General features: G+C 29.8%; 14 protein-coding genes. 7 read left to right on the top strand and 7 right to left on the bottom strand.

What is annotated here, in order from left to right; genetic code table 11:
• Positions 1-135: 135 nt before the first annotated feature.
• The 3 genes from AGR56_RS03345 to AGR56_RS03335 form a co-directional block, all read right to left on the bottom strand.
• Complete coding sequence (locus AGR56_RS03345) at positions 136-1,497, bottom strand: PTS transporter subunit IIC (RefSeq protein ID WP_053241135.1); 1,362 nt, start codon at positions 1,495-1,497, stop codon at positions 136-138.
• 130 nt (positions 1,498-1,627) lie between these two features.
• Complete coding sequence (locus AGR56_RS03340) at positions 1,628-1,897, bottom strand: PTS sugar transporter subunit IIB (protein WP_053241134.1); 270 nt, start codon at positions 1,895-1,897, stop codon at positions 1,628-1,630.
• A 58-nt stretch (positions 1,898-1,955) separates the two neighbouring features.
• Positions 1,956-2,423, bottom strand: a complete 468-nt coding sequence (locus AGR56_RS03335) for a PTS sugar transporter subunit IIA (protein ID WP_053241133.1) — start codon at positions 2,421-2,423, stop codon at positions 1,956-1,958.
• Between the two features lie 546 nt (positions 2,424-2,969).
• Here AGR56_RS03335 and AGR56_RS20000 point away from each other — a divergent pair.
• The 3 genes from AGR56_RS20000 to AGR56_RS19300 are packed head-to-tail and all read left to right on the top strand — an operon-like array spanning position 2,970 to position 5,974.
• A complete protein-coding gene (locus AGR56_RS20000) occupies positions 2,970-3,116 on the top strand; it encodes a hypothetical protein (RefSeq protein WP_157055651.1) in 147 nt (48 codons plus the stop codon).
• 49 nt (positions 3,117-3,165) lie between these two features.
• Positions 3,166-5,835: a sigma-54-dependent transcriptional regulator gene (locus AGR56_RS03330; protein ID WP_053241132.1), complete on the top strand. Its 2,670-nt coding sequence runs from the start codon at positions 3,166-3,168 to the stop codon at positions 5,833-5,835.
• A gap of 19 nt (positions 5,836-5,854) precedes the next feature.
• Entirely contained in the window at positions 5,855-5,974 is a 120-nt protein-coding gene (locus AGR56_RS19300; protein ID WP_198149920.1) for a PRD domain-containing protein, read from the top strand.
• Between the two features lie 181 nt (positions 5,975-6,155).
• Here AGR56_RS19300 and AGR56_RS03325 read toward each other — a convergent pair whose 3' ends face one another.
• The 3 genes from AGR56_RS03325 to AGR56_RS03315 form a co-directional block, all read right to left on the bottom strand.
• Positions 6,156-6,731 (bottom strand): HAD-IA family hydrolase, encoded by a 576-nt coding sequence (locus tag AGR56_RS03325; RefSeq protein ID WP_347460380.1) that lies wholly within the window; start codon positions 6,729-6,731, stop codon positions 6,156-6,158.
• A gap of 125 nt (positions 6,732-6,856) precedes the next feature.
• On the bottom strand, positions 6,857-7,243 hold the full coding sequence (locus tag AGR56_RS03320) for a DUF2837 family protein (protein WP_084756848.1): 387 nt from the start codon (positions 7,241-7,243) through the stop codon (positions 6,857-6,859).
• A 32-nt stretch (positions 7,244-7,275) separates the two neighbouring features.
• Complete coding sequence (locus AGR56_RS03315; protein WP_053241131.1) at positions 7,276-8,094, bottom strand: aminoglycoside adenylyltransferase domain-containing protein; 819 nt, start codon at positions 8,092-8,094, stop codon at positions 7,276-7,278.
• A 631-nt stretch (positions 8,095-8,725) separates the two neighbouring features.
• On the opposite strand from AGR56_RS03315, the gene AGR56_RS21210 reads away from it, so the two are divergent.
• From AGR56_RS21210 to AGR56_RS03300, 4 genes are all read left to right on the top strand, one after another.
• Complete coding sequence (locus tag AGR56_RS21210) at positions 8,726-9,082, top strand: hypothetical protein (RefSeq protein ID WP_242851277.1); 357 nt, start codon at positions 8,726-8,728, stop codon at positions 9,080-9,082.
• On the top strand, positions 9,045-10,058 hold the full coding sequence (locus AGR56_RS21205; RefSeq protein WP_242851276.1) for a PrpR N-terminal domain-containing protein: 1,014 nt from the start codon (positions 9,045-9,047) through the stop codon (positions 10,056-10,058). Before AGR56_RS21210 ends, AGR56_RS21205 begins: the two co-directional genes overlap by 38 nt.
• A gap of 55 nt (positions 10,059-10,113) precedes the next feature.
• Positions 10,114-11,025 carry a sigma 54-interacting transcriptional regulator gene (locus AGR56_RS21200; RefSeq protein WP_242851275.1) on the top strand — a complete coding sequence of 304 codons (912 nt, stop codon included), beginning with the start codon at positions 10,114-10,116 and terminating at the stop codon, positions 11,023-11,025.
• Positions 11,026-11,464: 439 nt separating this feature from the next.
• Positions 11,465-12,010, top strand: coding sequence for a GNAT family N-acetyltransferase (locus tag AGR56_RS03300; RefSeq protein ID WP_084756847.1), 546 nt, complete (start codon positions 11,465-11,467; stop codon positions 12,008-12,010).
• A gap of 270 nt (positions 12,011-12,280) precedes the next feature.
• Here the strand turns inward: AGR56_RS03300 and AGR56_RS03295 are convergent, their stop codons facing one another.
• Complete coding sequence (locus AGR56_RS03295; protein ID WP_053241129.1) at positions 12,281-12,817, bottom strand: 2'-5' RNA ligase family protein; 537 nt, start codon at positions 12,815-12,817, stop codon at positions 12,281-12,283.
• Positions 12,818-13,148 lie beyond the last annotated feature (331 nt).

The following is a 13,148-nucleotide window of genomic DNA, read 5'->3' as shown; positions in this document are numbered from 1 at the left end:
TTCTAGAAGGATAATGGCTCCGCCCAAACCCCGCGATTTTCATCTCTTATTACTTTTTGTTCTTGCCTGTTGCTTAAACAGTGCTCGCTTTGGGTTCTAGAAGGATAATGGGCTCCGCCCAAACCCCGCGTAGGATTATTTAGCTTCTTTTGCTTCTGCTGCTTCGTCTCTCTTCTTCATATATCTGCTGTACCAGTAAAATAATCCAAAGTATCCTACCAATAAAACCGCTGGAATTATTTCACCTCTTAATACATTAAATCCATGAGCAAGTAACCATCTTAATTCTGGCATTTCTACACCAAAGTAAGTTATATACTGTCCTGCTGGTACTTTTATAGTTCCAACTGATTTCGCAAGGTTAGTTACTATAGGAGAGAAGCTTGTTGCAACTGCTAAATATATAGGAGTAGCAACTAGTCCTAAAATTATCATTCTTATTAAATTTCCGCCTGTTACGATTAAAGCCGGAACAAATACTATTACATTAATTACACCAGCAAGCGGAATAACATTGTTTAAACCCATTTTTGACATTACAACTGCAAGAACAAGTTCAACTGGAACTAAAAGTATCGCACCAACCCATATTTCTGATTGTCCTGCAAGGAATGGCCAGTCAAGTCCAATATAAATTTCTCTTCCTTTGAATCTTTTCTTCATAACTGCACTTGTAGCATCAGCTATTGGAGCAAGCGCCTGCATGAATAATTTAGCTACCATTGGGAATAAAACAAGAGCTGTAGCAACTTCCATAGCTGTAGTTAATATTCCTTTTAAATCATATCCTCCAAATGCTGCTATAAGCGCTCCAACAATGAACCCCATAACACTATTTTCACCAAAAACACCTATTTTAGCTTTTAATTGTTCTGCATTAATATTTACTTTATTTATTCCAGGTATAAAATCTAATACTCTATTTATAGGTGCAAGAAGTGCTGCCTGTATAGTCATATAGTGAGAACATGCAACTCCAGGTATTTTAGTAATTCTATATAATTCCTTTTGAGAGATATCTGCACTTTTAAGTTCTAAAACAACTTGAATTGCTGCCGCTACAAAACCTAAAGGAACACTGTGCGTTACAGCTGCAACCATCGTTGCTGTAAAAATTTTACCCCAAACATTCCATAAATCCACGTTTAAACAATCCGTCCATTTAAATGCAAGCATAACTATATTTATTCCTATTTGAAGTGGGAAAACAAGTAATGCATATGGCCATGCCCATGCTATAGCTGACATAGGAGACCAACCAACATCTATAGAAGTCAATTTTATTCCTGTATTATTAACAAAAGCTGTAGCTGCTGGACTTATAGCATTGAACATAAAGCCAAGTACCACATTCATGCCTGTAAATGCTATACCAAGTGTAAGACCCGCTATTATTGCTTTCTTAGGTTTCATTCTCATAGCTAAACCTAAGATTATCATGATTATAGGTAAAAATACTGCAGCACCTAAGCCCAAAATATAATTGATAACAGCCATTTTTAATTCCCCCTATTTTTTTATTTTTATATTAATTTTTTCTAACTTGTGATAAACTTGATTTGTATTATAATAACTTATTTCAACATCTTCCCAATAGAATTTTTAGGTATTCTATTGGGAAACTTTTTTATGAATTGACATATTCTTTTAACTTTTCAAATTCTTCATCAATACCAACACCTGTTAAAAATGCAATTCCATTTATTGTAGGTTTTCCAAAATCATGTCCTGCTGAAACTATTGATACGTATATATCACATTGGTCTATTATATTTTCAAGAGATTTAATATCAACTGCTTCAACGTTTACATTAAGTCCTTCATCTTCGCACATACTTGCAATTTTTGATGCCACTGTTTGTGATGTTGCAACACCCGATCCACAAGCTACAAAAATATTTTTCTTACATTACTCATAATAAATTCCTCCTTAAATAATTTTATATTTTAATTTTTTAGTTACCGCATAAAACACCTGTTAATATCTTTATTACTTCTGAATTAGTTGTACAATTATATAAGTTTGTAAGTGTTTCTTTATTAGATAGAATTGACATAAGCCTGCTTAAAGTTGTAACCTGTTCTGCTGGATTTTTTACAGCCATCATAAATATAAGTTTTGCTTCCACATCTTTTTCACCAAAACCCATTTCTTTAAATATAACTGGATTTTTTAACTTTGCGATAACTATTGCTGCTTTATTAACATGTACAGCATCAGTATGTGGAAGTGCTACCTTTACTCCTTCTGTATTGAGCCCTGTTGGAAAAACTTTTTCTCTATCTAAGATTCCTTTTACGTATGATTCCTTTACATACCCCCTTTTCTCCAACTCTAATGATAAACTTCTAAGGAGTTCTTCCCTACTACTTGCTTCATAATTTAGAAAGATTAGTTCTTCATGTAATAAATTATCCTCCAACCTTCTCCCCTCCTAGTAAGTATGTCTTTAATATCAGACATACTTTTTATTGATTGCTCAAATGCCTTGTATTTAATATTTAAAGTGCTGCTTATTCTTTAAAACCTTTACACCATTTTATATAGCAATTAGCGTGCCAACTTAGTGCATAATGAGAAAACCATCAATAAATGAAGCTTCCAAAAAATAAATTATGCACTACTTTTTTTTATTTTATATTAGTGCATAATTTTTATATGCAAATATTACTACTTTTTAGACAATTATTATTTTATTTAATTATTTTTCATTTATAAAAGACAAAGTGTTCCTTTAAATTACATCTATATCAACAATTACTATGTACATAACCCTAAAAATTATATTGATTTTTTATATATTTTATAATAAAGTAATAATATAGATTAGTTTCTTTATATTAATATCTATCCTTACTCCAATTTTCATTCCTATTAGTCTCACTCAACCTTCTAAATATAAACCACTTGAAACTTGAAAATTAATTTGTACCCAAATACTATCTTTTGAGAATTAGGAGGATGATTTATGAAAAAGTTATATTTAAACTTACTTATAGTGTTGAGCTTTTTGTTCTTTGCTATATCATTATTTTACAGAAATATTTATTTTGCAACATTTATATTTATAGCAGCGCTAGTTCTTAATAAATTAAATAATACTTCAAAAAACTAATTTAAACCTTTACAAACAAATATACACTAATCTTAAGTAGGTGATTTTCTTGAAAAAATCTGAAATTGTTTATAATTATATATGTGACAAGATAACTACTGACTATTTGTTAAAGCGTTTACAAGAAGAAGCCAATTTTGGAGTTGATGCTTCTGAGATACAAGAAAAGTTTAATATCGTAAGAAATAATGCAAGTACAATTTTAAATGATCTTTTAAAAGAAGAAAAACTTATTAAAATAAATAGCAGACCTGTAACCTTTATACCAAAATCTATATTAAATAAATTAAAAATAAACAATACTAGCAGGGTATTTTCACCTGAAGAATTTAAAACTCTTGTTGAAAAAAACAATAAAAAATCAGATATAGATGATCCATTTAAAGTTTTAATAGGTTTTAACAACAGTCTCATTCATCAGATAGAGCAAGCAAAGGCAGCTGTAATGTATCCGCCTCATGGTCTTCATACTCTAATTTTAGGGGAAAGTGGGGTAGGTAAAACTACTTTTGCTTCTGCGGTTTATAAATATGTACTGCTAAATAAAAATACAAATTCAGACAACTTTCCATTCATATCTTTTAACTGTTCCGATTATTATAATGCTCCACAACTTTTACTTTCCCAATTATTCGGGCATACTAAGGGTGCTTTTACTGGAGCTGACAGTGATAAGATAGGAATTGTAGAAAAAGCTCATAATGGAATCTTATTTTTGGATGAAGTTCATAGACTCCCTCCAGATGGTCAGGAAATGCTTTTTTACCTTATGGATAAGGGTGAATTTTCAAGACTCGGTGAAACCTCAAAACCTAGAAAAAGCAATGTACTTATAATTGCAGCAACCACAGAAGACCCAAACGATACATTCTTAAATACATTTTTAAGAAGAATCCCAGTTACTATAACACTGCCATCTTTTAGAGAGAAAACTATAGACGAAAGACTTGAAGTTATTGAAAAACTTTTTTATTATGAGGCCCTAAAACTTAATATACCAATAAGTATTTCTCCAGAGGTCGTTAAAGCTCTAGCTTTATATGAATTTAGAGATGGAAATATAGGTCAACTTAGCTCGGAAATAAAACTTGTTTGCGCAAAAGCCTTCTTTCAACACCTTCAAAATAATGAGGCCCTTAATATAGAATTCAAAATGCTTAACGAGGAAATCAAAGGAAACCTTTTTAATCTCACTATTCCACCAGATGTAAAAAACTTTTTAAGCATGTTTACTGAAAACTTAATAATACATCCTTTTTCCTCTTTTGATAAAAATGAAATTTTAACTTCCAATATAGATGATGAGGAAGATTTATATGATTGTATAAACCAAAAAATGGAGGAATTAAGAAGTAAAGGACTTGATAGTAATGAAATTGAGCGCCATATAAACTCCGAACTTGACAATCACTTTAACACAGTAATAAATAAGTTTAGTTCAGACAATTTGAATATACGAAAGCTATATAATATTATTCCAAAAGAACTAGTTGATTCATCTGCAAGTTTAATTCAGCTTGCTCAAAATAGACTAAATACCAAATTTAATAATAAATTCTTTTTTGGCTTTACTTTTCATATTTATTCCTTACTAAAAAGACTTGAGGAAAATAAACCAATAAAGAACCCTAATCTGGCAATCATTAGAAGACAATATAAAGAGGAATTCAAAGTAGCCTCAGAACTGGTTAAAATGTTAAGTGACAAATTTAGCATTTCAATTCCAGAAGACGAAAAAGGATTTTTATCAATTCTACTTGCAAACAATAAATCTGGAAGTAATCCTACTGATAATACTATAGGAATTGTTCTGGTATGCCACGGCGACAGCACTGCAACAAGCATGGGAAATGTAGCAAACAAACTCCTTAATGTTGAGCACATAATATCCGTAGATATGCCTTTAAGTGCAAAAATACCTGAAACCTATGAAAAAGTTAAGCTTGCGGTTTTAAACTCAAATACTGGAAAAGGCGTTTTATTGCTTGTAGATATGGGATCCCTATCTGGATTTGGAGAAAAAATAATGAGTGAAACCGGCATAAAGGTAAGGACTATAAGTAACATTTCCACACTTATTGCTCTTGACACCCTTAGGAGCGTATTGTATCAAAAATCTGATATAGACACTATCTATAATTCTATAATTAATATGACAGCACCACAAACAGAAGGAGAACAAAAGAAAAAGGCTATAATAACTGTATGTGTTACTGGCCAAGGTGCAGGACTTATATCTAAAGATATTATTACAAAACTATTAGACGAAGATCATAAAAAAGCTGTTGAAATAATAACTATAAATTATTTTGACATGGAGAATAATTTAAAAAGCTTAGAAGAAAAATACGACATTATCGCCTGCATAGGAAGTTTAAGACCTCAATCAGATATACCTTATTTCCCTATAAACAAGCTTTTAACCAAAAACTTTCAACAGGAATTTATAAAATTTATAGATACAAAATTAATTTCTTCATCTGATAAAACTGCTGCTCAAGACCCGCTGCCAAAAAACGCTTATGAAATTTCAAGAGATATGCTTTATGAATACGTAAAGTATGTTAACCCTAAAATTGCCATAATCGTTATAAAAAAGTTCATTGAAAAATTAAATCTTAATAATGAGGAAAACTCTGAAGATAACCTTGTGGACCTAATAGTTCATATGGGCTGTATGCTCGATAGATGTGTTCATGGTGATTTTGCAAAAATTTGAAAATGTAGAACAATTTAAATTGAAAAACTTAGAACAATTTAATACAGTAAGAGGAGCTGCAGCTATTCTTGAAAAGGAATATGATGTATCAATAACAGATGATGAAATATGCTATATAATTAAAGTTATACACAGATAATAAAAAGTGAAGCCGTACAAAGATTTAATCTTTTGTATGGCTTACTTCATTATAAATTGCATCATTTAACTCATTTAAACTCCTAATTATCTGATAACCTGGGTTAACCAATTTATTATAAACATAAAATTTAAATTCCCTAGATAGAATAATAGATTTAATCCCAAGTTTACTAGCCCCTTCACAATTTTTTTGCATGATCATCAATAAATACTGCTTCCTCTGGCAAAACCTTAAGTTCAGAAAGTGCAGCCTTATACATAAGTTCATCTGGCTTTGTTACTCCTATCATAGATGATATAATAAAAGATGAAAAGTAGTCTCTAAAGCCTGCCTGCTTAAAAACATTTTCTAATGATGGCCATGCATCTGTTACAACTGCCAGTTTATACTTTTTACTTAGTTCTGGTATTAAACTAACAGCATCCTCATAAAAACTATATTTATCATAATTATAAACCAAATCTCTTGCAATAGCTTTAGCATCTGAATCTCTTAATTTAAGCCTTGGAAGCTCTTCTCCGAGTATTCTATAGTATTCAACAAAATTGCTATATTCCTCGTCTGCGCTAATAACAAGTTTTTTCTTACTGATATAATTTCCAGCCCTAGTAAATGCCGCTCTTTTGTTTGATGATGGTACGGAATCAAACGCTTCTCTGTCAACATATTCAAAAAAATTCGGCGGTATAAACCAATGTCCAGATACAGGCTTATCTAAAACCTTGCCAGAATCAAATAAAATAGCTTTGATCATGCAAACACCTCCATATATGTGCAGTAAAACCTTAGGGAATATTTTAATCTATTCTATATACTTTTACAAGGATTTTACAGTAAATTTCTTGTAAATATTTTGTGCAGCTTAACCTTAACAGTTTTTTATCTTCCTCTTTTAGACATGCCATCTATGACTAGTCTTGGAATAGACCTTTCTATAGAAAAAACCATAACACCTTTAGAAAAAATCTTTTGAAAAGTTGGTATTAAAAACGCTCCAAAAGCTGCCGCTGCACCTGAAACTAATATTATTAAATTAAATATATGCAGCAGGTTATTAGAATATAAGTTTTTCTCAACATAATTAGTTAGTAATGGTTCTTGAAAAGTTACTGCCATTCTAGATATTAAAGATAGTATATTAAATACAGTAAATGAAATAGCTATCTTACCTGTTCTAACTCCAACTAGCCTAACTGAATATGCAAGTGTCCCTATAAGCGAAATAATAAAGTTAAATATTAGCACAAGTAAAATTTGAAGATTCAAAATATCAACTCCATTCTAAAGTAAACCTACTTTCATACATTTGAGTTCCATTTAACATTTGTAAAGTAATTATTATTGAAACACCCTATTACATACTTTATAAATATTTTTGCTTCCCTTCCTCTTTTAAACCTTGAGGTATAAAGGGATTTTGAATCACTCCTCTCTCTTATTCTCAGTGCCTCTTTTACAATGATTCTAAACTCCTTAGGTAAATCTTCAATTATATTTTTTGCCGCTTCAACTTTAGATGCTACATCTCCATTTTTAATTGTGTACATTATTCTACACATGGTTAAAACTGAAAATTCAATCCATCCATCCGAAAAGAAAACAATTTTTGAATTAAGTTTACTTTTCCAGTAGCAATTTAAATTGTAATCCATATTTTCCAACACATTATCAAAATAAGTTTCTATAGAAAGTTTGCTTATATCCGGGCTTTCAACCCCAATCCCATATTTGCCTAATGTCCACCAAGTAACATAATTGGCATCATAGTGACCACTGTGAAGTTTTCCTCCTGCAAAATATATATATGGATCTAATTCAAAATCACATTTTCCAACCTCATCTATTGTTATGTACATTCCTTCCATTCTTTTAGCAAACTTAAACGTTTTTGTAAGCTTCCTATGCAGTTCTCTTAACCCCTGTATCTCTCTATCCGTAAATCTTTTATTCAAAACCGTAACAAAATCAATATCACTCTTATTTTCATCAAATGCCCCAAGTGCTATTGAATTATATAAATACACACCAAATACTTTACTTCCAAAATATATTCTTAAGTTAAACACATACTCATCAAGTATTGCTCGTGCAACCTCGGGTATTTTATTTTCACTCATATTATCTCTCCTCAAGGATAAACCATTTGACTTTGCTTAGACATAAGTCATAAAATATTATTAAAATAATAATTGATTTAGTTTTCAAACTCAATACATATATCAAATTTAAAAACTATCTTGAGATATTCACTATTTTAAATATAATTTTCTTATATAAACTTGAAAAATATTCAACTCGTAAAGGAGGATATTATAAATTGAAAGATAATAACCTTAAAATAAAAATAATAAAGAATAACATATATGAAAAAGTCTCAAAAATTTTTGTTCATAATTTAAAAAAATTAATACAACTTGAAGGAACTCAAAAAAATTAGCTCAAAAAATAGGAGTTTCAGAAGATTTACTCTCAAAATATAAGTCCTCTGAGGCCTTTCCTTCAATAGAAACCATCGCTTATATTTGCTCAATTTACCATATTAGTATAGACACATTTTTAAACGTACCTTTATCTTCATCTTACTTTGAAAAATTTATAAACTGTGACGATACTTCTAATTGTATATTTATAAAAAATTACTACTGTTACTTTCTAGTCACAAATTCATCTAAAAAAGAAAATATACATGAGGGTATTCTTAAAATTTCAGAAAGCAATGTCAATTTTACAATATTGGGTTCTTCTACTGTGATTAAAGAATTTAAGGGAAGTTACACGATTTCTGACAATCTTATATTTTTTAATTTATACAATTCACAGGATGGCTGCGCTTACATAACGATGGTTAAACCAAGCTTAAATAAAAGTAAATATGTTGGTGGAATAGCCCTTTTGTGCTTACCCTCAGATGCAAATAGTAAACCTTGCTGTCAAAAAATAATAATAAGCAAAGTTAAAATTAACAGAAAAGAAAATTACAACGTTTTAAAAGAATATCTTGATTTTACCTCGAAAGAAAAGAGTTTTGGCAATGTAAAAATATCAAGATATGAGGATGAAAAAGTTTATGATTTTATTGAAAACTATGCTTCAAAACAATGTTAATAAAATTTACATCTTTATATATAAACTGCTTCAACTAAAGGAAGGTGATTCAATGCCAATAACTATAGCACTTATATCTCAAAATGAAACCTTATCAAACTTATTTCCTATAGTTGCTAAAGAAAATGGATTTAATTCAATAATAAAACCTGCTTCCTTTACAAAAGCTCGCAAAATTGCATTAAAACTAGAAAATGAAGTAGATGCAATCATAAGCAGAGGAGCAACTGGTGAATTAATTAAAAAAGTGGCAAATATACCTGTAGTATCAATTCCTATAGCTTCCATGGATATTTTTAGAGCTATTTATAAAGCCAAAGGAATCAATAATAATGTAGCTATAGTCTCATACAAAGAAACTAGAATAAATAAAGTAGATGTAGAAAACATGCTTAAAGTTAAACTAACAGAATTTAAATTCAACTCTGAATATGAAATTGAAGAAGTAATTTCCGGGGTAAAAGAAAAGAACTTTAAGGTTGTTGTAGGCGGAATGGCTTCTACTGATATAGCAAAAGCTAAAGGTCTCATAGGAATAACTATAGAAAGCGGTGAAGAAGCTCTTAGACAAGCTGTGGATGAGGCCTTAAACTTAATAGAAGTAAGAAGATCAGAACTTAGTCGTTCTGCACGTTTTAAGGCAATTCTAGATTCAATAGGCGAGGGAATTATAGTTACTGATCAGCATAAAAAAATAACAACAAGCAATCCTTCCGCAAATAAAATGTTTAATAAAACATCCGAAAAAATGCTTGGTAAAAACATACATTGTGTAATTCCAAATTATAAAATAGATAATATATTAAAAAGCGGAAAATCAGAAACAAAAGTTATTAAAGATTTGCACGGTCTAACTATTGCTGCAAATCAGCTTCCTATTAAGGTAGAAGACAAAATAATAGGTGTTGTAAACACCTTTGAAGATGTTACAAAAATTCAAACTTTAGAGCAGATGATAAGAAAAAAAAATTCATGAAAAAGGCTTTATTGCAAAGTATCATTTTGATGATATTTTAACTAGAAATGAACACATGAATGAATTAAAAAATTTAGCTCTTTTATATTCTAAAACCGATTCCTCAATACTCATACAAGGTGAATCTGGTACCGGAAAAGAACTTTTTGCACAAAGTATACATAACAGCAGTAATCGAAAAAATGGTCCTTTTGTAGCAATAAACTGTGCAGCTCTTCCAGAACAGCTTCTTGAAAGTGAATTGTTTGGTTACGAGGGAGGTTCCTTCACCGGCGCTAAAAGAGAAGGAAAACAAGGTCTTTTTGAATTAGCTCACAACGGAACAATTTTTTTAGATGAAATAGGTGAGCTTTCTAAACCTCTACAGGCACGACTTTTAAGAGTTCTTGAAGAGAAAGAAGTCATGCATATAGGTGGAGATAAAATTATACCAGTAAATATAAGAATAATAAGCGCTACAAATGAAAATCTAACCAAACATATAGAAAAAGGAACTTTTAGAAAAGATCTTTATTATAGATTAAATGTATTTAACATAAAGCTTCCATCATTAAGAGATAGAGGGGAAGATGTAGGTCTCCTTGCAATTCACTTTTTAAAGACATCAAGCACACTAAATATTGATTATGATGCTGTGTTCAAAAACTTAACACCACTTTTGATGACATATAATTGGCCAGGCAATGTAAGAGAACTTAACAATATAATGGAGAGAATCGCCCTTTTTATAAAAAATAACGCACCTCTAAAATGGGGTGAAATACTTGAAATGGTCATGAATAAATCTGAAGATAGAGATGTTATAAATTTAAAAGTTCCAACATCCTTAAATATAAAGGATATGATAAAAAGTGTTGAAAAACAAATAATAGCGTCAACAATTATAAGGTGTGATAATAACCATGGAAAAGCCGCTGAAAAATTAGGAATAGGACGAACAACCCTATGGAGGAAACTGGCTCCGTAATTGTGTTTTGAGATATTAAATAAATTCTATAAATCTAAGAAATACAAAATTTTTAGATGCTGTATTTTTTAATATGAACTAAAATATTTTATAATTATTATATGTTTAAATTTTACACATAATGCAATATAGTGTAATCAGTCACATTTTACCACTTTAGTTTATAATAGAAAAACATAATTGGGGTTTTAATATGGAAATAAATTATACAATTTCAAAAGAGGAATTATTAAACTTTCATATGAAACATATTACTGCAATTAATAAAGTAACTGCCCTTAAAATATTTAATAATTTATCTCTTCACATTATAATTCCCCTCACATTTATTAAATTATTATATCATTTTCAAGTTAAATAATGTATAATAACGCCAAACATTGCATTGTTAATACCTGTAGATTTGTATCAAACATAAAATTAACGGGAGATGGTAAAAATGCATAGTCAACCAATACTAAATACAGATAGACTAATTCTAAGGCCTTTCGAACTATCCGACTCAAGTAGAGTAAAAGAATTGGCAGGCAATCCTAAAATAGCTGAAACAACACTCAATGTTCCTCATCCATATGAAGATGGTATGGCAGAATCGTGGATTAGTTTTCATAAAGAATCTTTTATTAATAAAAAAGCAGTTGTATATGCAATAGTAACAAAAGATAATAATGAGCTAATAGGTACAGCAGCGCTACATATAAATAATGTTCATAGAAAAGCAGAATTGGCTTACTGGATTGGAGTACCATATTGGCGTAAAGGTTACTGCAGTGAAGCATCTAAAGCCCTTCTAAAATTTGGATTTAAAGAACTCAATTTAAATAGAATATATGCTTTAGCTATGGCTAGCAATGTTGCTTCATATAGCGTAATGAAGAAGATAGGGATGAAATATGAAGGTACTCGAAGGCAAGACATCCTAAAAAATGGTATTCCAGTTGATTTAAAAAGTTATGCAATTTTAAGTGACGAATTTATTGAATAATGGATTAACGTCAATATTTTAGACACAAAAGTCTAACTTTTTATGCAATTTTTCTTGATAACTCCTCACATTGTTGAGGAGTTATATATCCAATACTTCCATGTATCCTTCTTTTATCGTACTAAGCTTCGATATACTCGAACATTGACGTCCTAAATCAATAATATAAAAATAATTTTAACGAATCAATCTTTGTATTTATAATATCCTTTAGTGTCAACAGCATCACCTTTAACTTAATAAATTTTATTTAAATTTATTTTTCCTTTATTATCTACTGCTAAGTTTATAGCCTTCATCTAAAACCCAGGTATTTTTCTCCCACTTATACAAAGTTAGATTATCAAAGTTAGATTTAAAATTACATTCATATTTATTTACATACTCCCAAATTTCTTTAAAATTTTCTTTAACCCTCTTGCTTACAATTGTACAGTGAAAAACCTTATCCTTCCTCTCATTCCTTTTCCATTCAAGCCAAGGCAGACTTTTAAGTTCATCAATTAATTTATCATGCACTTCTTTAGCTTCCTTTGATGGACTAACTGCCATGTATATAACATCTTCTCTAAACTTGTCAAATCCATTTATACTCATTTCATAGCTTCTAAAATCATTTTGAAACTTTTCTAAAATGTTTTTTAGTTCCACTATATTTTTCTCATCAGTCTCAAAAGGTGCCTTTATAGTAAAGTGTGCTGATAATTTAGAACGTCCAGCGTTAAATTTATATTTTAAGTCAGCTGCAATCTTTGCGTTTAATTTTGCAGCTTCTCCATTTATGTTGCAAACTAAAACATATCTCATTTAAATTGCTCCTTTAATTGAATAATTTATTTAGTCTTATTATTCCGATATATATTTTTATTATGTTTCAAAATAATATTTTGGTTTCATTTTTGAAACACATATATCTCCATTTTATTTAAAGGTTTATACTCAATCTTTAAAAAATCATATTTCATTTTTACAACATATTGTTTTTGAGATAAATGCCTTAAGTTGAGATTTCCTAGGTCCCAATGCTTTATTTCACTTATGTTTAACATTAAAAATAACACTTTTAATATATTTGGCACATTTTTGCTTAAGTATGTGCATTAGCAATTATTTATTACAATATCTACAATACGGAGGA

It is taken from the genome of Clostridium sp. DMHC 10, from assembly GCF_001270375.1.
Lineage (GTDB): Bacteria > Bacillota > Clostridia > Clostridiales > Clostridiaceae > Clostridium_S > Clostridium_S guangxiense.
This window is presented reverse-complemented; position numbering and strand designations above follow the sequence as displayed.